General features: G+C 68.6%; 17 protein-coding genes. 4 read left to right on the top strand and 13 right to left on the bottom strand.

The annotated features are described in order from the left end of the window. Positions 1–85: 85 nt before the first annotated feature. The 4 genes from WMF11_RS07130 to WMF11_RS07115 form a co-directional block, all read right to left on the bottom strand. Positions 86–1,399: an MFS transporter gene (locus tag WMF11_RS07130; RefSeq protein WP_437907683.1), complete on the bottom strand. Its 1,314-nt coding sequence runs from the start codon at positions 1,397–1,399 to the stop codon at positions 86–88. 31 nt (positions 1,400–1,430) lie between these two features. Then, on the bottom strand, positions 1,431–2,561 hold the full coding sequence (locus WMF11_RS07125; RefSeq protein ID WP_437976903.1) for a mannitol dehydrogenase family protein: 1,131 nt from the start codon (positions 2,559–2,561) through the stop codon (positions 1,431–1,433). 53 nt (positions 2,562–2,614) lie between these two features. Next, the gene (locus WMF11_RS07120; RefSeq protein ID WP_437907681.1) at positions 2,615–3,628 is read right to left on the bottom strand and encodes a zinc-binding alcohol dehydrogenase family protein; all 1,014 of its coding nucleotides are present in this window, start codon (positions 3,626–3,628) and stop codon (positions 2,615–2,617) included. Positions 3,629–3,823: 195 nt separating this feature from the next. Then, on the bottom strand, positions 3,824–4,855 hold the full coding sequence (locus WMF11_RS07115) for an amidohydrolase family protein (RefSeq protein ID WP_437907680.1): 1,032 nt from the start codon (positions 4,853–4,855) through the stop codon (positions 3,824–3,826). A gap of 779 nt (positions 4,856–5,634) precedes the next feature. On the opposite strand from WMF11_RS07115, the gene WMF11_RS07110 reads away from it, so the two are divergent. The 3 genes from WMF11_RS07110 to WMF11_RS07100 all read left to right on the top strand — a co-directional run bounded on the left by WMF11_RS07110 (position 5,635) and on the right by WMF11_RS07100 (position 8,542). After that, positions 5,635–6,723, top strand: a complete 1,089-nt coding sequence (locus WMF11_RS07110) for a PfkB family carbohydrate kinase (protein WP_437976902.1) — start codon at positions 5,635–5,637, stop codon at positions 6,721–6,723. Beyond that, the gene (locus WMF11_RS07105; RefSeq protein WP_437976901.1) at positions 6,720–7,391 is read left to right on the top strand and encodes a bifunctional 4-hydroxy-2-oxoglutarate aldolase/2-dehydro-3-deoxy-phosphogluconate aldolase; all 672 of its coding nucleotides are present in this window, start codon (positions 6,720–6,722) and stop codon (positions 7,389–7,391) included. The genes WMF11_RS07110 and WMF11_RS07105 overlap by 4 nt, the downstream gene beginning before the upstream one ends. A gap of 77 nt (positions 7,392–7,468) precedes the next feature. Beyond that, on the top strand, positions 7,469–8,542 hold the full coding sequence (locus tag WMF11_RS07100) for a hypothetical protein (protein ID WP_437976900.1): 1,074 nt from the start codon (positions 7,469–7,471) through the stop codon (positions 8,540–8,542). Positions 8,543–8,639: 97 nt separating this feature from the next. On the opposite strand, the gene WMF11_RS07095 is transcribed toward WMF11_RS07100, so the two are convergent. The 3 genes from WMF11_RS07095 to WMF11_RS07085 all read right to left on the bottom strand — a co-directional run bounded on the left by WMF11_RS07095 (position 8,640) and on the right by WMF11_RS07085 (position 14,450). Further along, entirely contained in the window at positions 8,640–9,584 is a 945-nt protein-coding gene (locus tag WMF11_RS07095) for a lamin tail domain-containing protein (RefSeq protein WP_437976899.1), read from the bottom strand. A gap of 11 nt (positions 9,585–9,595) precedes the next feature. Beyond that, the gene (locus WMF11_RS07090) at positions 9,596–11,680 is read right to left on the bottom strand and encodes a PEP/pyruvate-binding domain-containing protein (RefSeq protein ID WP_437976898.1); all 2,085 of its coding nucleotides are present in this window, start codon (positions 11,678–11,680) and stop codon (positions 9,596–9,598) included. Between the two features lie 388 nt (positions 11,681–12,068). Continuing rightward, positions 12,069–14,450, bottom strand: a complete 2,382-nt coding sequence (locus WMF11_RS07085) for an FG-GAP repeat domain-containing protein (protein ID WP_437976897.1) — start codon at positions 14,448–14,450, stop codon at positions 12,069–12,071. A gap of 144 nt (positions 14,451–14,594) precedes the next feature. On the opposite strand from WMF11_RS07085, the gene WMF11_RS07080 reads away from it, so the two are divergent. Then, on the top strand, positions 14,595–15,299 hold the full coding sequence (locus WMF11_RS07080; RefSeq protein WP_437976896.1) for a DUF3455 domain-containing protein: 705 nt from the start codon (positions 14,595–14,597) through the stop codon (positions 15,297–15,299). 178 nt (positions 15,300–15,477) lie between these two features. On the opposite strand, the gene WMF11_RS07075 is transcribed toward WMF11_RS07080, so the two are convergent. From WMF11_RS07075 to WMF11_RS07050, 6 genes are all read right to left on the bottom strand, one after another. Further along, on the bottom strand, positions 15,478–16,347 hold the full coding sequence (locus WMF11_RS07075) for a hypothetical protein (RefSeq protein WP_437976895.1): 870 nt from the start codon (positions 16,345–16,347) through the stop codon (positions 15,478–15,480). Then, on the bottom strand, positions 16,344–16,781 hold the full coding sequence (locus WMF11_RS07070) for a hypothetical protein (RefSeq protein ID WP_437907671.1): 438 nt from the start codon (positions 16,779–16,781) through the stop codon (positions 16,344–16,346). Before WMF11_RS07070 ends, WMF11_RS07075 begins: the two co-directional genes overlap by 4 nt. Next, positions 16,771–17,685, bottom strand: coding sequence for a hypothetical protein (locus tag WMF11_RS07065; RefSeq protein ID WP_437976894.1), 915 nt, complete (start codon positions 17,683–17,685; stop codon positions 16,771–16,773). The genes WMF11_RS07070 and WMF11_RS07065 overlap by 11 nt, the downstream gene beginning before the upstream one ends. A 185-nt stretch (positions 17,686–17,870) precedes the next feature. Then, positions 17,871–18,980 (bottom strand): TOMM precursor leader peptide-binding protein, encoded by a 1,110-nt coding sequence (locus WMF11_RS07060; protein WP_437976893.1) that lies wholly within the window; start codon positions 18,978–18,980, stop codon positions 17,871–17,873. After that, positions 18,952–19,473, bottom strand: a complete 522-nt coding sequence (locus WMF11_RS07055; RefSeq protein ID WP_437976892.1) for a GNAT family N-acetyltransferase — start codon at positions 19,471–19,473, stop codon at positions 18,952–18,954. Before WMF11_RS07055 ends, WMF11_RS07060 begins: the two co-directional genes overlap by 29 nt. Continuing rightward, positions 19,454–20,719: an MFS transporter gene (locus WMF11_RS07050; RefSeq protein WP_437976891.1), complete on the bottom strand. Its 1,266-nt coding sequence runs from the start codon at positions 20,717–20,719 to the stop codon at positions 19,454–19,456. The genes WMF11_RS07055 and WMF11_RS07050 overlap by 20 nt, the downstream gene beginning before the upstream one ends. Positions 20,720–20,927: the final 208 nt, after the last annotated feature.

Below are 20,927 nucleotides of genomic sequence, written 5' to 3'. Positions count from 1 at the left end.
GTCGGAGGCCAAGGCTCGGCCTCGTTCCGCCGCACGTCGAACGGCCCGCCTGGCCGCCTCCGGTGACCGAGCCGGATGGACGATCTCACCCTGCGCTGGTAGGCGAACTATCTCGGTCGATATCCAGGCTGCGGTACCTCGCTGCGCTCGGTGCCGACCCGACCTGGAGCGGCTCGATCTTGCCGACGATGACGAGGTAGCTGAACGCGCCGAGCAGGCAGAAGCCGCCCGCCACGACGAGCGGGATCGTGAATGATCCCTTGGTCAGGGAGAGCATCACGCCGGTGAACGTCGTGATGACGATGCCGGCCAGGTTCGACGCAAAGTTCTGGATGCCGCTGATCGAAGCCACATGGCGCGGCGTGGGCGCGACGTCGCCGGGAAGGGACCAGATGCTGGCGCCGGCGAACGCGAGGCTCGCGTAGGAGATGCCGAAGAAGGCGAGCATCAGATAGATGTTGGAGGTCAACGCCGACAACGTGATCGCCGACGACACCAGCATGCCGCCGACCATGCAGGTCTTGCGTGCGGCGGTGAGGCTCCAGCCACGGCGATAGAGCGTGTCGGAGACGAAGCCGCCGATCCAGCCGCCCGGGATCGCCATCAGCGCGGGGATCATGCCGAGCGTGCCGAGCGACTTGAGCGAGAAGCCGCGCGTTTGCACGAGGTAGCTCGGGAACCACGTGATGAAGAAGTAGTTGGTGAAGTTGAGGCAGAAGAAGCCGAGCATCATGCCCCAGAGCGTGCGATGGCGGAAGAGCGACGCCCACGTCACGCTGTTCTGCGCGTCCTCTGCGGGCGCTGCGTGCACGACGTCCTTCTCGCCCGTCATGTCGCCGTGTGCGGGGCTGCGGTAGATGACGACCCAGCCGAGGATCCACACCGCGCCGAACAGGCCCGTGATGATGAAGGCCGCCTTCCATCCGAGCGTGTCGATGATGAGCGCGACGAGGGGAATCGACAGCGCCGAGCCGACGCGCGCACCGCTGTCGAAGATGCCCGTCGCGAGCGCGCGCTCGCGCGGCTTGAACCACTGGCTCACGAGCTTGGCGCAGGCCGGGTAGGCGCCGGCTTCGCCCACGCCGAGCAGCAACCGGTAGCCGAACATGGCCGCGACGCTCGACGCGCCGGCGGTCGCCGCGGTGAAGAGCGACCACCAGCCGACGGCGATCGGCAGCGCGATGCGCGCCCCCACGCGATCGACGAACCAGCCGAACGGCATCTGCATGAGCGCGTAGGTCCAGAAGAAGCCGCTCATGATGAACCCCATCTGGGCGGGGCCGATGCCGAGCTCCTTCTCGATCTGGGGCGCCGCGACGGCCAGATTGGCGCGATCGATGTAGTTGATGGCGACGGCGAGAAAGCACAGAAAAAGCACGACCCAACGCATCTTTCTCATCTGCATGCCTCCTTTGGGCAGCCGCACATGCTCATGCGGGCACGGCCGTGCGGAGCGCCGCGCGCAGCCGGGGCTGATCGAGGTTCAGGCCGAGCTCGCGCGCGAGCTCGACCACGGGCCCGAAGCGGCGTCGCTTCTTCTCGCCATGGTTGCGCGCGATGTCGGAGAGCCGGTGATCGAGGAATGGGTTCTGGAAGCGCTGGCGCACCTCGTCGAGGTAGGCGCGCGCGGCAGCCCCCTTGTTGAGCGCATCGAAGACGGGCACCACCTCGTCGCGCCAGAGCGCCTCGAGATCGGCGCGCAAGGCCGGATTGCGCATCGCGCGCAGCGTGTTCTCGTCCGCAGGGCGCCCGCCCTGCTGCCAGCGCTCGGCGAGGTAGGTGTGCCCGAGGTTCAGCAACAGCAGCTTCAAGCGTTCGTAATGGAGCAGGTCGTCCGTCACGATCATCGCTTCATGCTGGCACGGCAGCACCATTCCCTCGCGCCGCTCGATCGCCCAGAGCGCGTAGGGCTCGGCGATCGCGCCGACGGGGCGGATCGGCTCGGAGACGATCCGGTCGACGAGCGAATTCACCCAGATGCACGTGTGCTCGATGTAGCTCAGGAAGGCGGCGTCGGCGCCCCACTGGCGCGCGACGCCGGCGACGAGCGCACGCAGCGTGTCACCGTTGTTCGAGACGAGCTCGCAAGGCAGCAGCGTGAGCGGCGCGGCGCCCGCCTCGAAGCGCGCGCGCAGCAGGACGACGAGCTTCGCGGCGAACCCGCGCGGCACGCCCGCGCCGGGCGCCAGCAAACTCGCCGTGTCCTCGGGCGAGCAGACGTATCCGCTGTCGCTCGTGTTCGAGATCACGACGCGCGCATCCTTCGCGAAGCGCTCGCGCACGAGCGGCCAATCGGTGTTCGCGTCGAGCGCCTCCGTGATCGAGCCGCATTCGGTCGTCGTGTCGACGACCCCTTCGCGGCGCAGCCCGCGGATCCGCACGGGGTAACGCCCCTGCGCGCGCAGCGCGTCGATGCGCGCGCGGCTCTCGGGGTTCGACGTGGTCTGCACCACGGTGATCGTCCCGAGCGCGCGGCCGGCGAGGAGCGCCTCCGAGATGAAAAGGTCCGCGTGAGCCTGCAGGAACCGGCTCGTGCCGAACTGAAGAATCGGATTGCCCATGTCAGTGCTCCGGTGGCTCAGCGGGCGCGTACCCACGCGAGGCTCGTGTGCGCTCACGACATGCCCACCATGATCTTGGACGTTCGACCGGGGTGGGCAGCCCAGTCGGCGAGCGCCTCGGGAACGCCTTCGATGGGGATCGATTTCGAGATCAGGATGTTCGGGTCGAACGTGCGTCGCTCGAAGAAGGCGATCACGTCCGAGAACTCGTGCAGGCAGTTGCGCGCGCCGAGGATGTCGAGCTCCTTCATCACGAACAGCCTTGTCTCGTAGCTCACCGGCTCTTTGCCGTAGCCGATGTACACGACTCGGCCGCAGAACTTCACCCACTCCACCGCGTTGCGGTACGTCGCGGTCGCGCCCACGGCTTCGATCACGACATCCGGCCCGTCGCCGTTCGTCAGGTCCATCACGCGCTGGCGTGCATCGGCGTCCCCGAGCACCGCCTCCCGCGCGCCGAGCGCCCTGGCGAGCGCGAACTTTTCCTCCTGCGTGTCGAGAGCGATCACGCGCGCGCCGCGGCTCACCGCGCCGGCGATGGCCCCGAGCCCCACGCCGCCGCAGCCCATCACCAGCACCGTCTCCTCGGCCTCGACGCGCCCTCGCGCCGCCGCGTGAAAGCCCACCGAGAACGGCTCGACGAGCGCGAGCTCCGTGAGGCTCAACTTCCGTGACGTGAAGAGCTTCTGGTACGGCACGGCCACGAGCTCGGTCAGCGCGCCGTCGCGCTGTACGCCCATGGTCTTGTTGTCGCGGCAGGCGTTGCGCCTTCCCGCGCGGCACGAGGGACACCCGCCGCACGCCGTGTACGGCGTGAACGTGACGTCGGCACCGACGCGCCAGTCCGCCTCGACGCCCGAGCCGAGCTCCACGATGGTGCCGGCCACCTCGTGCCCCAGCACCCGAGGGTACGTCACCATCGGGTTCTTGCCCAAGAACGTGTTCAAGTCGGAGCCGCACAAACCGACCCGCTGCACGCGGATCAACACCTCATCGTGCGCGGGTTTGGGCTCGCGGATCTGGCTCACCTGTGCAACCGACGGACCCGTGATCGTCAGGGCTTTCATGCTGTCATTGCCTCACTGAGCGACTTCGTTCACTCGCGGCTTTCACGGCGCGCTCCGCAGCCGGGGCCGCTTCGTTCTGCCAAGGGACAGAGCGCCATGTCGAAGGGCCGAAGCCGAAGCGACGTGGCGTTGCTTCACGATCCGTGAGCGGGGCGGCGGGCGCCGCCTTCGCCGTGGCGCTCGGGACGCCGCTGTTCAGGGGTGACGCGCGTAGAATTTCTGCGCATTCTTGTACATGACCTTGTCACGTGCTTCCTGACCAAACTCCTTGAGGTAGAGCTCGGCGACCTCGATCTCCGAAGCGAGGCTGCCGCCCATGTCGACGACGGGCCAGTTGCTGCCCCAGATCAGCCGGTCTTCGCCGAAGGCCTTCATCAGCACATCGAAGTGCGCCTTGTATGCCGCCAGATCGGTCGGCGCCTTCCAGGGGTCGTCCTCGGTGGCGGCCGGGTTGTACATGTCGAAGAACGACGAGAACTTGATGTAGATGTTCGGGTGCCTGGCCAGCCGCTGCATCGCATCGACCCAGGCCGGATCCGGCGTCGGCCCTTTCGCGCCCGCCAGGTGGTCGATGATGATACGGAGCTTGGGCACCGCGGTCGCGAGCGCCTCGACCTTGTCCTTCGGGTTGAGGGCGCCGCGGCTGATGATGTCGAGCGTCATGCCCTTGGCCGCGAGCTCCTCCAGCGAGGCGAGCTGCTTGGCGTCGAGCGTCAGCTTCGGGCTCCAGAGGAAGCCGCGAATGCCGACCACGCGCGGGTCCGCGGCGAGGCGCGCCAGATCGGCGCTGAAGCTCGGCGAGCCAATCTCGAGCTGCGCGACGAGGAACTTGAAGAAGTCGTTGCCCTTCGTCATCTCGAGGACCTTGAAGTTGTCGTCGACGGCGGGGCTGGCTTCGACGATGCCGGTGCCGATGATGCCATTCTGCTTGGCGACCGCTTCATACTCCGGGGGCAACACGTCGCGGTAGATCGGCTTCTGCTTGGCTTCCGGCCAAACGACGCCGCCCGGACGCGTGACCTGGTAGAGATGGATGTGCGTGTCGAGGATCGGCCGCCGCTGCTCCGCCGGCACGGCCAGCGGTGCCGCCGCTTTGCTCGTGTCGCCCGCCGTCTCGGGTGGCGTCGCGGTGGTCGCGGAAGACGACGCACACGCCGCGAGCGGCGAGAGCGTCATCATCAGGCACAGCTTGGCGAAAGTCGTCGGAATACTCGTGAGTATTTTCATGGTGGAGTCTTTTTCGAGTCGGTGCCGAACGCGATCCCGATAGCGAAGGTGTCGCTGCGCATGACGACCCCCTCATGGCAAAGCGGAATAAGGAGGCCTTTAATGTGAACGTTCACATGAACGATGTCAACACCAATCCGTTGCTGAGGCCGAGCTCGGACTCGGGTGGCGGGCAAGCCTCCTCCGGAGCGCCGCGGCAAGAGAGGCAGACACCGGGCCGCGGTGATGTTCGATGTAGATTCCAATTTCCAATCCGCTTGCCCCTGGTCAAGGGCCTATCCCTATAAGGAGCATCTGGGATCACCGCTGTCGCGGGCGGGCTGGACGATTCGGTCCCGGTGGTCGCCGTCGACCAACACGACGGCGCGGCGGCGACCCGCCATCTCCTCGACCTGGGTCATGGGCGCCGCGGCCGGCCGCCGCTGCGCCCCCATCGCGATCGAGCATGGCGTCGCGCCGATCCATTTTGGTTGACACCCGGTATGTGAACGTTCACAATTTGCCTCGGGGTTTCCTTTCGCTCCTCTGAGCAGGCCCATGCGCGGCGGCCCTTCATCCCTGGGCTCGGGATCGATCACCAACCCTGGAGAAGCGACGCTGGAGAACTGTTCGACAAGTTTTCCAACATAGTCGCAGCCCGGCGCCGCACGCTGCCGGCTCGCTTCCCACGCGCACGGCGCGGGGCATCGGAGGCTGTGTTGAGAGCCTTGCCGAACAGCCCCACCAGTTCAACAACTTATCCATCGACGGCGCCTGGATGAGCCGTCGAGGAGAAGAAGATGCAGATTCGCAGTGCAAAGGGTTGCCAGTGGGACCAGGTGAGCCTCGGCGAGGTGATGCTGCGCCTCGACCCGGGTGAGCGCCGCGTCCACACGGCGCGGGCGTTCGACGTCTGGGAGGGCGGGGGCGAGTACAACGTGGCGCGTGGGCTCCGGCGCTGCTTCGGTCTCCGCACCGCCATCGTCACGGCGCTCGCGGACAACGCCGTCGGGCGCCTCATCGAGGACCTGATGCTCCAGGGCGGGGTCGACACGTCCTTCCTGCGCTGGGTCGACTACGACGGCGTGGGCCGGGACGTGCGCAACGGCCTCAACTTCACCGAGCGCGGCTTCGGGCCCCGCGCGGCCGCCGGCTGCTCGGACCGCGGCCACAGCGCGACGTCCAAGCTCAGGCCCGGCGACGTGCCGTGGAAGACCGTCTTCGGCGAGCGCGGCGCGCGCTGGTTCCACACCGGCGGCATCTTCTGCGCGCTATCGGAGACCACGGCCGGCGTGGCGCACGAGGCCATGGAGGTCGCGCGCGCGCATGACGTGCGGATCTCCTACGACCTCAACTACCGGCCCTCGCTGTGGAAGAACTTCGGCGGCCAGCGGCGGGCGCGCGAGGTCAATCGCGCCCTCATGCCGTACGTCGACTGCGTGTTCGGCAACGAGGAGGACTTCGTAGCCGGCCTCGGCTTCGAGGTGTCCGGCGTGGACAGCAGCTACAGCCAGCTCGACACGAGCGGCTTCCGCCGGATGATCTCCGAGGTCGTCGCGGCGTACCCCAACATCTCGGTCGTCGCCACGAGCCTCCGGACGGCCAGGACCGCCAGCGTGAACGGCTGGGGTGGCATCCTGTACTACAAGGGCGAGTTCCACGAGGTCCCGCAGCGAGACATCGAGATCCTGGACCGCGTGGGTGGCGGCGACTCGTTCGCTTCGGGGATCATCTATGGCCTCCTGGCCGAGCAGAGCCCGCAGTGGGCGCTCGAGTGCGGCGTCGCGCATGGCGCGCTGGCGATGTCGACCCCGGGGGACACCTCGATGGCGTCGCTCGACGAGGTGCGGAAGGCGATGAGCGGAGCCGGCGCGAGGATCGAGCGATGAACAGGGAGCAAGTCGTCCGCCGCATCGAGGAGATCGGCGTCGTCCCCGTCGTGCGCGCGCCGAGCGGAGAGCTCGCCGTGCGGGCCGCTCGCGCGCTCTGCGCGGGCGGCATCGAGGTCGTCGAGATCACGATGACCGTCCCCGGCGCCCTGTCCGTCATGCGCGAGATCGCCTCGCGGATGGGGGACCACGTCCTCGTCGGCGCGGGCACCGTGCTCACCGCGGACGCGGCCCGCGCGTGCATCGAGGCAGGCGCCGAGTTCATCGTGAGCCCGGGGCTCGACCTGGAGGTCATCCGCGCGGCGCACGATCTCGGGAGGGCGGTCTTCCCGGGGGCGCTCACGCCGACCGAGGTGATCAACGCGTGGAACGCCGGCGCCGACACGGTGAAGGTGTTCCCGTGCTCCGCGATGGGGGGTGCGAAGTACCTGCGCGCCCTGCGCGCGCCGCTCCCGGAGGTGAAGATGATGCCGACCGGCGGGGTCAACCTGACGACAGCCAGGGATTTCATCGAGGCCGGCGCCGTGGCGCTCGGGGTCGGCGGCGAGCTCGTGGACGCCGCGGCGCTCGCGGCGGGCAAGGACCAGGTCCTCACGGAGCGCGCGCGTGAGTTCATGTCCGTGGTCAGCGCCGCGCGCGCAGAGCTCAAGAACAGCGCGCGGTCGTAGAGAACAGCCGCCAGTCCATGGAGCGTACACGCGCGGCTCGCCGCCCATTCCACCGATGGCCAGGGGCCCTCGCCATCATGACCGTGACGCTGGCGGGCTGCTCGGGCGCGGCGCCCGTGACGGCGCCTCCGCCGGCGGCCGCTGCATCCCAGGAAGCCCAGCCGCCGGCGCCGCCGGCGATCGCGCCGGCGGCTTCTGCGGCGCAGGGCGCGCCCGCCGCCGCCCCGGAGGAGCCGCCGCGCGCAACGGCGCACGTCGCGGCGCAGCTCACCGTCGACAAGGCGATCCCGATCGGCAAGTGGCCTGAAGGGGTCGCGGTGGTCGGCGACACGGCGTGGGTCGCGGAGAGCGGGAACCGGCGCGTCGCGCGCGTCGACCTGAAGCGAGGAGAGGTGACGGCGCACGTGGCGGTTGGCCGGCTCCCGGTCCAGGTGGTCGCGTCCCCCGCGGGGGTGGTCTACACGCTGAGCCACACCGATCAGGCGGTCTGGGCGATCGACGGGCAGACGGCGCGTGCCCGCGCGCTGGCGCGCTTGCCCGACTCCCCCCAGGACATGGTGGTTGCGGACGACGCGCTCTGGGTGCTGCTCTGGAGCAAGGGGAGCTCGACGGACTCCTCGGTCGTGCGGATCGATCCGGCCACGGGAGCTCAACGCCGCTCGCCCGCGCTCGGCCGGGACGCGTTCGCGCTCGCCGTCGGGCACGGTCGGATCTGGGTGGCGCACGGCCATGGAGACGTGAGCGTCGTCGACCAGACGTCGCTGCAGCCGCGCGACGATCTCCACATCGGAGACTCCCACCGGCGCATCGCCGCCGGCCCGGGCGCGGTGTTCACGGATGTGCGCTCCGGGGTCGTCCGTGTGGATCCAGCGAGCGGCAGAGCCACGCACGAGGTCGCGCTCGGCGAGCCCGTCGCCGTGCTCCAGCAGACGGGAGACGAGGTCATCGCCGTGGGCCAGTCGGGTCGCACGTGGCTGCTCGACCCGGAGAACCTGACGATCCGCGCGATCCTCGCCGCCCCGGAGGGCGTGAGGTCGCCGCACGCTGCAATGCGATACGGAGAGACGCTGCTCCTCACCGAGTTCGACGACGCTGGCGGAGCTGGGAAGACGGACGGCCGCCTGCTCCTCCTGCGATCTTCGCCTCGCTGACGCCGAGCCATGCCCCAGCTCGGTCGGCGGGCAGGGTCCCTGGAGCGAGCGCGCGGCCGCGCGCGCAGGGCCAGCACGGTCCGGCGTGAAGGCGCGATCATTCCTCCGGCGGCTTCACGCCGGGGGTCGGCTGTCCGACGACGTAGCCGTTCGCGGCCCATTGGTAGGCCAGGCTCACGCCGGGTGCCTGAGCTTCGAGCACGAGGCCGCCATCGCTCACCCCGCCGGGTGCCGTCAGCACGAGCTCGCCGCCGCTCGGATCGAGCGCAAAGCTCGTGTGGAGCTCGCCCTGGTCCGTGTCGCCGTCGGCAAACAGGACGAGCACCTCGTGACGCGGAAGGGTGACGGCGGGCAGCGGCCACTTGCCGCGCTCGGCGAAGTCGTCGGACAGCGTCCAGCCCGTCAGATCGACGTCCTCCGCCGAGGGATTGAACAGCTCGATCCACGGCTCGTACTCGCCGGACTCATCCGCCAGCGTGCTCGTGTTGTTGAGCATGATCTCCGAGATCGACACGGCCAAGGGCACAGGACACCCCCAACAGAACGCCGGGCTGCCGGTCGAGATCATCGGGACGGCGTCGACGAGCACGGAGCCGTCGGCGGCGAAGGCGCTGAACGTGAACGGAGCGTCGAAATCGAACTTGAGCTCGTAGCGAGCCGTGCCCGCATCGGCTCGCGCGACGTCCGTCCAGTTATGATGGCTGTTGACGTACTCGAGGCGGCTCGGTTCGGTCACACACGCCGTCGTTCCGTCGAGCGATACGCTGAAACCGTCCAATCGATACAAGGAGGATTCGCCGACACCGAAGTCTTCCCATGTCCGCCTGAGCTGGACCACCGCGCGCCCGTCAGAGGCCTCGAAGCGCAGCACGTGGGTCGCTCCGAGGCGGCCGCCGGGACGTTCGCCGCACAGCGCGTCGCTCGCGCCCGGCGGTGCTCCGCCGGCTCCGCCCGCGCCCGCTCCGTCCCCCGGCTCGGAGCTGGGACAGCCGGCGCACGCCAGCGAGAACCCGAGGCCGTACAGGATCGTTTTCAAGGTCATGTCTGGCTCCATCATGGCGTGTAGGGTCTGGCTTGCTTGATCACGGTGCGCCCGTCCATCGTGACGTCCACTTCCACGTCGAGCGACAGCGGGGCGAGGCTCGGATACACGCTGGCCGCGAAATGGTCCTGCACCACGAACAACAGCCCCGCCAGCTCGTCCAACGCGGTATCGGACCAGAGCCGAGCGCCGCCCGCCGCCAGCGAGGACGGTGACACGAGCGTGACCTCGCTCGGCGACCCGCCGGCAGCGCGCCGGAACGTCAGGATCTCAGGGCTGGCGGTGGGATCCAGCGGCTCGGCGACGCCGACCTCTCCCACCTGGCTGACCACACGATACAGAGGCTCCGGCGCGTCGGGTTCGAGCCCCGTGAGCGCGACGGCTTCCAGGCGCTCACCGACGAACGTGGGGTGGACCGCTACGCCCATGAACACCTTGGTGTGATCGATGCCATAGTACGCGCGATCGTCGAACGCGCGTTCGTTCCACAAGCTGGCCCAGACCCGGCGCACCGCGAGCAGGGCGCTCTTCTCTTCGGTCAAGTCCTGCTCCAGATCCTCGATGAGCGGCGGCAGATGGCTCCGGTCGGGGTGCTCGGCGAGCTCGAGCTCTCGCCGCTCGAGCTCGGCGCGCAGGTAGGCCTCGTGCTCCGGGCTCAAGCAGGCCGACGGTCCCAGCGTGTCCGAGTCGAGGTCGTCGGCCAGGCAGCCGCTCCGGGAGTCGTACAGACCTGCTCCCGACAGACCCGGCAGGTCCTCGGCGTTGGTGCTGCTGCGAAAACGCAGCCGGGTGACCAGCCCCGCGGCGCCATAGGCCTGGCGAACAGCCGCTTCGAGCGCCTCGCCGAACTCGGGCACGTGCTCGGCGGCGCGCATGCGGCCCCGGAGCTCCGACAGGCGGCGCTGCTTGGTATCGGCGTCCGTGAACACCCGGGGATCGGCCAGCAGCGCCGCGACTTCGGCGTTGAACCCGCGCCGCTCCATGAAATCTGCATAGGCGCGGAACGGAATCGCAAAGCCGTCCACGCGGTTCTGCTCGGGCAGGATCCGGGACAGCTCTCCGAGGTTCGCGGCCTTGGTGCCGAACGCCGCGACATCCGCCGAGCCGAGCGAGGCCAGGGCTGCCGGCGTGGCGACCTCCAGGTCCGCGGCTGGATCGCCGAGCGGCGGCCGACGGGCGCTCCAGAACGCCTCGGCGTCCTCCAGGCGCGCGGGCTCGATCTCCACGTGGGCTCCCCGGGCCGTGAGGCGGACGAGGCCATGAGCGAGCGCGCGGAGCACGCTGTTGTCGAACACGCCCGGCACCGCGGCGCTCGGGATCCCCTTCTCGCGCAAGCGCAGGTTCACGTGGCTGGCCAGGCTCTGCGGCTGCCGCGTGACGAGGCCGGCGACCAGCCCCAGATCGCTCGGCGCCGCGTCGATCACCAGCACGTCGCGCGGTCCGGCGCTGCCTGCGGCGGCGCCATCCACGATCTTCAGGTAACCGTACGCCTCGCCCTCGCTGTACGTCTCGGCGGACAGCCCGCTCAACAGCGCATCCGGGTCGACCAGCGCGACGCCTGCTGCCACGAGCTCGTCGGCGATGGCTTGCACCGCCGCGGTCTGGGCAGATCCATCCGGTGAGAACACCAGGAAGCGCTCGGCGAACGGGCTACACCCCTTGAGCCGCCGGTCGGCTTGCACGATGTCGTCGACCGTCAGGAGCTCATCGGGCGCGGCTTCGCTGTAGACCGTGTACGCCAGCACGCCCGCCGCTCCGGTCAGAGGATGGGGCGTGGCCGGGTAGAGCTTCAGGCCGCCGCCCCACATCACGCGGCTGGCGCGGCGCAGCACCATGTCCGCATAACGCTCCGCCGCGAGCGCCGCGTACTCCGGGAAGGTGCGAAGGAACTGCAAATGGTACGGGTAGTCGTCGGTATTCTGAAACAGGCACGCTGCGCCGGCGAACACCGCCGGAGGCTCGCGGCCGTCGACGATAGTCAGGTACTTCACCTCCGCGCCCTCGCCCGCCAGGGAAGTGTAGTCGTCGCGCGTGACGAGCTCCGTGAGATACTCCGCGTCAGCCCCCGGCGCTCCCCCCGCGCCGGCGGCGTTCACGGCCGAGGAATCGCCACATGCGGTCAACGCGACCGCCGAAAGCAACGCCGATACTGGCGCCGAGGTCCAAGGTTGCATCGATTGGGTTTCCCTCCCCGACGTGGCCGGAGTCGAGCAAGCGTGATGCCAGGCCGGCGGCCGCGCTGGTCGCTGCCGGAGGCGGCGCTCGAAGGGCCGCAGCCGCGACATCCGCGTCGCGGAGTGTGCCGCGGCCGTCATGGCACAGGGCCCCTTCGCGCTACCAGCGAGAACCAGCCGTCCTCCTCGGGATCCCTGGGCTCGGCCACGAACACGCCGGACTCGGCCGGCTCGCCGCGTGCCGCGTGCCAGGTGGAAGAGCGGATGCGCCCTCCCCGCGCCACGAGGACCTCGACGCTCGGTGATGGCCCTAATGAGAGATGTTGACGAAGACGTTCACGCTCCCGTCCTGCTGGACCGGGGTGGAGACGACGAGCACGTCCGGCCTCTGGTCGGCGTTCACGTCTCCGATCGCGAGCGCCCTGGTGAAGACGCTTTGGTACATGAGCGCGGCGTCGAACGTGCCGTCGCCCTTGCCGCGAAACACACCCACCGTCCCACCGCCGCCGAGCGCAAGGAAGATATCGGGCCGCGTATCGGAGTCGAAATCCGCCGTGCTGAGCGCTGACTCGAGGGGGAGGTAGACCGGCATGGTGATGGGCGCGCCGAACATTCCCCGTGGTTGGCCGGGTAGGACGCCGACGACGCTCGCGCTACCCACCGTCGCGAAAGCCATATCGAGCACGCCGTCGCCCGTGAAATCGGCGGGCGCGACGGTCCACGCGGAGCTGCCCACCGGGAGGCTCGTGGCCGCCTCGAACGTGCCGTCTCCGTTGCCGATGAGGAGCCGGAGGTCATCGCTGTCGTAGTTCGCCGTCGCCAGATCCGCCTTCCCATCGCTGTTGAAATCGCGAGCCGCCACATCCAGGACGTTCATCCCCGCGGGATACGCGATCGGCGGCAGGAACCCGCCAGCCTTGTCATTGAGGAGCACGCGCACGTCGTCGAAGGTGGTCGCCGCGATATCGGCGGCGCCGTCTCCATTCATGTCGGTGAGCGCGATCCGCCTCCCGCCCTCGTGGAGCGTCACGGGGCCGAACGAGCCTGCGCCGTCACCGAGGAGCACACCGACCTTTCCCGCCGCGTCGGTGCCGAACACGACATCGAGGTGCCCGTCGCCGTTCACGTCCCACGCGACGACCTGCTCCGGATCCACGCCGCCGGCAGGCGTGGTCACGGGAATATCGAATGCGCCGCTCCCTTTCCCGAGAAATAACGAGAGCGACTGGCCACCGGCATACGCGACGACCACGTCGGCCCTGCCGTCTTCATTCCAATCGCCGAGCGCCGCGCCGCTCGCCCCTTTGCCTCCGAGCAGCGCCGGAGCTGCGTGGAACGTCCCGTCTCCGCGACCTCGCGCGACCATGAGGCCGGTCATCGACATGACGAGATCCGCGTTGCCGTCCCCGTCGAGATCTCCCGACCGGACGCGTGAGCCACGGTGTCCAGTGAAATAGGTCACCCGCGGCTCGAGCCCCCCGAGCCCATCACCCCGGAAAACGCTGAGGAGCGAGTCGTCCATGCTCTCCACCGCGATGTCTTGTTCTCCGTCGCTGTCCCAGTCGCCGAGGACGACGCCGCTCGGCGCGAGGCCGGCCGGGACGCGCCTGGTCGCCGAGAGCGCGCCCGACGGGCTACCCATCAAGAGGGTCATTCCCTTCGTATCCACGGCAGCGATATCGGGGTTGCCGTCGGCGTCGAGGTCGCCGACCGCCAGATCGGCCGCGCTGCCGACCGGCACGCCGTCTTGCGCGGAGATCGTGGTCTTCGTCACGGGGCCGAACGCGCCGCCGGCCTGACCGAAGCGCACGCTGACGACTGGCGAGGAGATCTCCGTGTCATAACCGACGATGTCGCGCAAGCCGTCGCTATCGAGGTCGGCCAGCGTGATGAAGCGGCAATTCGTGGTCCCGGTGAGGGTGCTCGACGCCGTGAACGCGCCCGCGCCGTCCCCTGCCAGGATCGCGATGTTATTGCCATTGCGGCTCGCCACCATGTCGAGCTTCCCATCGCCGTTCACGTCGGCGAGGACGGGCGAGACGTAGTCCGCTCCCGGGCTCGAAATCGGGGCCTGGAACGTGCCGTCGCCGTTGCCGAGCAGGACGCGGACGCCAGCGTCGGCGCTCAGGAGCGTGACGACCAGATCCTGGTTCATGTCGCCGTTCACGTCGCCCACGGCGACGTCATGCGCGCCATTCACGACGTGCTCTGTCCGAGGAAGAAACCCACCCTTACCATCGGCGAGGAGCACCGCGACTCTGTTCGCGCTGCGCAGCGCCAGCGCGCCGTCGACAAGTCCATCGCCATTGAGGTCCGCGAGCGAGAATGGGGTGCCACCGTAGCTCGAGCCGGTCGCATAGAACCTGACGACATCAAAATCGATCGTCTCCGCAGCCTGAGGCGTGCCCCCACCCGCTCCGCCTGCGCCATCCTGGCCGCCGCTCCCGCCCGTGCCGCTTGCGCCGCCTGCGCCGCTCCCGCCCGTGCTGCCGACGCCGCCCGCGCCGCCGCTCCCGCCCGTGCCACCGACGCCCCCTGTACCGCCAACGCCGCCAACGCCGCCCGCGCCACCTTGACCGCCGAGCCCCCCGGCGCCGCCCTGACCAACGGGCGGATCGGATGGAACGCCCCCGCACGCATAGCTGCAGAAGATGACGAACGCCGATGCCAGGAACCCGCGATGTGTGCGCATTGGGATATCACCTTGCAATGAGCCGCGACTGGGAAGATAGTTCGCGCAAATTCATCTCAATTTGTCAAGAAATTTGCACCAACGCATGCCACCTGGCTGTACGGTCGGACGGCCGCCACGAGGAGATTGACTTTCGGATCGCGTTTGGATTTCCTGGCCCCCTGTGCCGCCGCGATCAGAGAGGAATTCATCATGAACGCGCGTTATGCGATTGGACTCATCGTCGTTGGTTGTGGTTGCGCGGGATCGACGCCGAGCGCCTCGAGCCCGCCGCCGAGCGAACCGCTGGCGAGCGCCGAAGCGCCCGCGCCCGCTCCGCCGGCACCGGCACCTCTGCAAACGACGCCCGCGGCCGAGCCCGCGATGACTGCGAACGTCCCCAAGCTGGCGCCCCCCGAAACGCCCGAGGCCATCAAGGCGCCGAGCACGGCCAACCTCGTCTTGAAGGCGAACGCCAAGGGCGCACAGATCTACGTGTGCGGCAAGAACAAGGAGCCCAAGGCGAAATTCGAATGGACGCTCAAAGCCCCGGACGCGACGCTCTCGGACGAGGCAGGAAAGACGCTCGGCAAGCATTACGGCGGCCCGACGTGGGAAGCGGCAGACGGCAGCAAGATCGTCGGTGCCATGAAGGCCAAGGTCGATGCGCCCGACGCCACCGCGATCCCCTGGCTGCTCCTGGAGATCAAGTCGACCGAGGGGCAAGGCGTGCTCAGCCACGTCGCGTGGATTCAGCGCGTCGAGACCGTGGGCGGCAAAGCTCCGGCGGACGGCTGCGACAAGGCGCACGATGGCGCCGAAGCGCGCATCGATTACAGCGCGACCTACTACTTCTACGCGAACCCGTGAGCTCGCTCGCTCTCCGAGCCCGCTCGGACAGCCGCGTTGGCCCTGGCCGCCGCCCCGCGCGCCGAGCCGAGATGTGAGCGGCTCGCTCGGCCGTTCGCCGCTCGTCCACCGCCATGGACGGCGCCCCGTCGAAGCGGCCGCCGAACGACGTCACGTGCACGCAGGCTGCGGCGTGCCGTCACGCCCGCGAGACCTGCGCAGCCGGGGCACCAGCGTCAGGCTCGGTGGTCGGGCGGACATCCGTGATGAGCTCCCGTCCAAGCACCAGGACCGCGGCGTGGAACAGCCACAGGTGGCTGAAGTCGATGCTCAGCGTCGCGAGGGTGCCCATGTGGAACAGCAGCGCCACGCCGAGGAGGTACTTGCGCGCGCCGCGCACCGGGAAATAGAGGATGAACGCGAGCTCCATCAGCAGGGCAGCGCAGGAGAACACGCGTGATATCTCCGCTGACCGGGCCAGAAGGAGACCGAGCGGCTCTCCCTGCCTCAGCATGGCGATCTGCATGGTGGTCCCCTCGAGCGCCCAGTCCCAGCCCGATCGCATGAGCTTCGCGACAGCCGACTGGAAGTACACGAGAACCACGACGAGCTCCATGCAGCGGAACGACGCGCTGGACGCCCACGCGTCGGACCGCGCGCCAGGCCGATGCAGCACCATGAGCCCGCAGAGCCACACAACATGGATGCGCGCGTCGACGAACCCGAACATGTTATGCCACGCGTCCAGGAGGAGCATGCTGGCGAAGAACCCGAACGCGGCCAGCCGGAACGCCACATTGAAGAGCGCCGCGGCCGCGCAGAGCGTCGCGATGAGCTTGACGCCGAGCAGAACCCCGTGGGAGGGGAACGGCAGGCCGAGGACCGCAGCGAGGCCGATAGGTCGATAGAGGTGCGGGCTCATCGCGGTGTAGAACGACCAGTCCCACCGCCAGACCTCCCACAGGCCGTACGGATAAAGGACGAACCGGAACCGGTCCAGGAACCGCGACGCCGGGGCGTGGAGCAGGAACTCCTGCCACCGCCGCCAGAGGTGCTCCGCGGCGCTCACGGCGCCGAGCCCTCGACGGTGCAAACGTGCTTTTCCTCGGAGCGCACGACGCTCTCGGTCATGGCGCCGCTCGGAGACCGGACAAACTCTACCTCTTCGGCCACGATCGAGAGCCGGCGGAAGCGACCCGCCAGGACCGAACGGCAGAGATCCGCGCGCTGCTCCGGCGAGGCCGGATCCAGGAACGTGGCGTAGGATGCGTGGTTTGCCTGGAAGAACGGCACGTGCACCACGTCCCACGGCCGATGACGGCGTCCGTGCTCGTCGACGTAGAGGACGCGCTCCATCACGATCCCATCGGGCCAGTGTCGATCGAACATGCGATAGGCGTTGAGCGGGTAAAGGCTCTCGCGCGTCGCGCTGGCCCCGGTCTGCAAGGCCACGATCCCCAGGAATAGCAGCGAGCCGCACGCCGCGCGAAGGCTAGGTTTCACCGAGCACCTCGACTTGCATTTCATGATCGTCCGAGATCGCTCGCCAGGCGGACGGGCAGGAGAACGTCACCGGCAGCCCGCGCTGCAACCCTTTGTGGCAACCTGCGCCGGGGTTCCACACCTCGACGTCGCCGTCGTGGGAGAAGCCGAGCACGACGTCGAGCGGCAGGGTGAGCCGCAGCGGCGGCAGGCGGAGGACGCGGCCATCGCGCTGGCGCAAGAGCTGGCGGCTCGAGCGCAGCACGACGTGATCGCCGTGGAAAGAACCCTCGGCGATGTCTCCGATCACGAGCGCCGAGCGCCGAGGCGGCGGCCTGCCAGGGCAGAGAGGCCGCACCTCCAGGCAGCGCTGGCGGACCAGGGGATGCCATGAGGCGTCGACCGCCCGCAGATTGCCAGTCGCCGCACGGAGGAGCTCCTGGCGCCCGTCGCGACCCGCGAGCAGCCGGACGGGCCGGCCCGACGTGCCCTCGTCATCCCAGGGCGTGAAGCCGATCCACTCCGGATGACCTGGCGTATCCCAGACATCGAAGCTCAGCGCCTTGAACCGGCGCCAGACGATCGGCCCGACATGGTCGTCCCCCTCGAGGCGGTGGCCCAGCGCCTCATGCAGCAGGTAGCCGAACGCGGGAGGCCGCAGCTCGAGCACCTCCGCGTCGAGCTCGCCTGCGTTCGCGGCGGGCAGGTCCAGGTGCTCCACGAGGGCCTGCGCCCAGCGCCGCGCGCGCTGGGCGCTGCCGCGGTCCCACACGCTCAGGAACGAGTAGCTCTCGCCGTCGCGAGAGACATCGAGGTACGCGCTCCTGCGCCGCAGCGGCGGTCGCGCGGGCCGGCGGAGCTCCCGCACCTCGTCACGCAGCTCCAGGCGCACGGCGTCGAAGGAGCGGGCGAGGTCGCTGGCCACCTCATAAAGCGCAGGAGCCCTCAGCCCGCCGGCAGACGGGGCGTCCGCCGTCCCGCTGCGAACGTGCCCGGAAGCCGTCCGTTGCCAGAAGTTCGCCTCCGACCTCGCTCGCGTCAACAGGAGACGACCGCGCTGCCAGCGGAAGTCCCTCACGCTCCGCGCCTGGATGCGATGGACCGGACGCTTCATGCTTCGATGTGGCCACAGTTCCAGCACGAGCGATCACGGCGGTAGGCGCGGCGGTCGATCTCGAGCGTGAACGGATCCACCGTGAGCTCGGTGCCCATCGAAGCACACTCGGCGAAGCCGCCCAGATATTTGATGATCTCGAGCGCGCCGATCGAGCTCACGAGCGCGTTGACGGGACCGAAGGACGGCGCCTGATAGCGACGGTTGAGCGCCTCGTGCAGCTCCGCCATGTCGCGCGCGCCGCCCTTGGCCCGGCGCTTCTCGGAGCGCGGCTTGAAGCAGTGGTAGCACGACGTCCGCCCCGCCACGGTCATCGGCCCGATGACCCCCGTGGCGTCGCGGTATCCCAGGTTCACATAGGGGATGCGTCGCTTCACGCAGGCGAGATCGACCCACTCGTGGATGGTGGCTGGCTGGTCCGCAGAGAGCACGACGAAGTGAACGCCCTTCAGCGCGGCGCTCAGCTCTCGCGCGCTGCGCACCTTGAGCGGGACCGGACGGACGAGCGTGCCCCGGTTTCGCTCGGCCAGCCGCTCCGCTGCCACGTCGATCTTGGGTCGCCCGACGTCCTTCTCCGTGAACAGCACCTGACGCGTCAGGTTGCTGAGCTCGATGTCGTCGAAATCGATGAGCCGCAGCTCGCCGAAGCCGGCTCCGATGAGCGCCATCGAGACCCAGTTGCCGATTCCGCCCATGCCCACCAGCGCGACGCGCCGCCGCGCGAGGCTGGCCTGCACGGCGACCGGGTCGGCGCCCGCGAGATCGTAGAACAGAAGATGGCGATCGTACCGGCGAAAGCGCTCTGGAACGGGCTTGGCCGGGCGCAGGATGCCCGCGGACTTCAGGTCTCGTCCGAGCCGCTGCGCCTTGGCGGGGCGCTCGCGCACGCGACGAGCCGCTGAGGAGAGCGTGGTGGGCTTCAGGAAGCCGAGCAGGAAGTCGAGCCCCTCGCTGTCCAGCGTGAGCTCCTTTCGCAGCCGATCCGTGTGACCCAGCGTGAGCTGAACAGCTCCGTCTCGCGTCGCTTCAGCGCGCTCCAGCCCGAGGTAGCGTGGGATCTGAAGCCTCGATGCGCGCTCACTGCGTGCTTTGGTTGCATTTTGCATAGAGATACCTATCGCGCACCGCTCCCCGGTGCATCAGATAACATCGCAGGTGCCCTTCCCGAACCATGCCGGCCTTCTCGAGGACGCGCATCGAGGCGACGTTGTCCGGATCGACATAGGCCTCGATACGCGCCACGCCCAGATCGGCGAAGCCTCGATCGAGCGCGAGCGAGGCCGCCCTCGTCGTGATCCCCCGCCCCCAGTGCCTGCGGGCGAGGACATACCCCAGCTCCGCCCTGCAGGACGCCGCTCCGGACCGGCGGTCGAGGGTGATGGCGCCGACCGGCGTGGCGTCCAGGCAGATGGCCATGAACCACGGGTGTGATTCAGCGACGTCCGCGAGGAAGCGGCCGGCACGCTCACGATCCTGGTAGCTGTCCCAGAACAAGGAGCGAGTCACCTCGGGGTCGGACGCCCACGTCATGAACGCGTCCAGATCACCCGCGCAGAGCGGGCGCAGTGAGACATCCAGTTCATGTATGCTTCTTGTCATTCTTCACCACGAGCAGGAAGATCACCATGAGCACGCACAACCCGATGGATACGGTCGAGAAGAGGTTGTAGAGGTTCACGACAGATAGACGCTCGCCGTCCCGGCCCGAGAGCTGCCAGTGGATGATGGCGAGGGCGCCCATCATGCCGACGCGAGAGAACAGGCTCAACGAGCTCAGGACCGACGCGCGCGACGAGGAGGTGATGCGCTCGTTGATGCGGGCGCTCAGGAAGCTCCGCACCGAGGCAAGGCTGCCCTGGAGCAAGCAGAACACGACGAGCGCGGGAAGCCAGGCGCGCATCTGGCCGACGAGCATGTACAGGACCGAGAAGCTCATGAAGAGCGTCAGCATGAACGACGCGCTGCGTACCCATGCCCTCTTGGCGATGGCAGCGTAAACGGACCCGAACAGGGCGGAGGCGCCGGCATAAGCGATGAAGGTCGTGCCCAGGGCAGTGGTCTCGACGGAAGGATCGAGCTCCTGGAAGAGCGGCTGCCAGTAGTGGAGGATCGGCTGGATCACGAGCTGCACCAGCAGGCTCGCGAGGAACAGCGGCAGCACGGTCGGCCGCAGGATGCCGTCGGCGAAGGCGTTGCGCAGGTGCACACGGAGCGGCGTGTGCTCCGCCGCGACGCGAGAACCCTGCACGTCGCGAGGGAGCGCGAACACGAGCCATGCCATCGCGGCACCGAAGGTGAGCGCCGCGCCCAGGTACGGCAGCCCCACGCCGCGGGCCGCGATGAGCCCGCCAGCGAAGCCGAACGCCATGACCGCAACGCTGTTGCACGTCTGGTTGAGGTAAAAGAAGCGATCGAGGTGCTGCGGTGAGCTCGCGAGCCCCGACGAGTCGATGGCGTAGGCCTCGTAGCAGCCGGACCAGAAGCAGAGCGACAGGGCGGTCAGGCATTCAGCGACGCAGAACCACGCCCAGGTATCGCAGGTGAAAAAGAGCAAGAACCCTGCGCCGCCGAGCAGCAGCGCGAGCGCAAGGCTAAGCCGCCGCCCGACCACGTCTGCCACGAGACCAGTAGGAAACTCGCCGACGAGAATCACGGCCGCTTGGACCGACTTCAACGTCGCGATGTCCTGCAGCTGGAAGCCCCTGGACAGGAGGTAGAGCACCGACGTTGCGCCGACGAACATCCGTCCGCCCTCGAAGAGCATGTCGAGAGCGAGAAATCGGCCCATCCTCGGCGGCGGCGCAGGGGCGAGGGGGATGTCGATGTGCTCTGACACGGTGGACATGGAGTTCCTATTGGGACGTGTCGACACTATCAATCCATCAAGGTCGATTCAAGCGCAAAATGGACGGCAACTCGCCCTCACGGTGCACGTCGATCCGCCATGGAAGACAGGCAGTCAATGATGGGCTGCGCTACGAGGGACGTCATCCCGCCTGGTCGTGATTGTCCTGGTGACGGCGGCGCGCCGCGGAGGCGAGTTCATCGCCGCC

Origin of the sequence: Sorangium sp. So ce295, from assembly GCF_051527405.1 — a bacterium.
GTDB classification, from domain to species: Bacteria; Myxococcota_A; Polyangia; order Polyangiales; family Polyangiaceae; genus Sorangium; species Sorangium cellulosum_B.
This window is presented reverse-complemented; position numbering and strand designations above follow the sequence as displayed.

Coding starts and splice junctions, on each gene's coding strand:
- WMF11_RS07130 (WP_437907683.1), bottom strand. CDS start 1,399: ATGAGAAAGATGCGTTGGGTCGTGCTTTTTCTGTGCTTTCTCGCCGTC.
- WMF11_RS07125 (WP_437976903.1), bottom strand. CDS start 2,561: ATGGGCAATCCGATTCTTCAGTTCGGCACGAGCCGGTTCCTGCAGGCT.
- WMF11_RS07120 (WP_437907681.1), bottom strand. CDS start 3,628: ATGAAAGCCCTGACGATCACGGGTCCGTCGGTTGCACAGGTGAGCCAG.
- WMF11_RS07115 (WP_437907680.1), bottom strand. CDS start 4,855: ATGAAAATACTCACGAGTATTCCGACGACTTTCGCCAAGCTGTGCCTG.
- WMF11_RS07110 (WP_437976902.1), top strand. CDS start 5,635: ATGCAGATTCGCAGTGCAAAGGGTTGCCAGTGGGACCAGGTGAGCCTC.
- WMF11_RS07105 (WP_437976901.1), top strand. CDS start 6,720: ATGAACAGGGAGCAAGTCGTCCGCCGCATCGAGGAGATCGGCGTCGTC.
- WMF11_RS07100 (WP_437976900.1), top strand. CDS start 7,469: ATGACCGTGACGCTGGCGGGCTGCTCGGGCGCGGCGCCCGTGACGGCG.
- WMF11_RS07095 (WP_437976899.1), bottom strand. CDS start 9,584: ATGACCTTGAAAACGATCCTGTACGGCCTCGGGTTCTCGCTGGCGTGC.
- WMF11_RS07085 (WP_437976897.1), bottom strand. CDS start 14,450: ATGCGCACACATCGCGGGTTCCTGGCATCGGCGTTCGTCATCTTCTGC.
- WMF11_RS07060 (WP_437976893.1), bottom strand. CDS start 18,980: ATGCAAAATGCAACCAAAGCACGCAGTGAGCGCGCATCGAGGCTTCAG.
- WMF11_RS07055 (WP_437976892.1), bottom strand. CDS start 19,473: ATGACAAGAAGCATACATGAACTGGATGTCTCACTGCGCCCGCTCTGC.
- WMF11_RS07050 (WP_437976891.1), bottom strand. CDS start 20,719: ATGTCCACCGTGTCAGAGCACATCGACATCCCCCTCGCCCCTGCGCCG.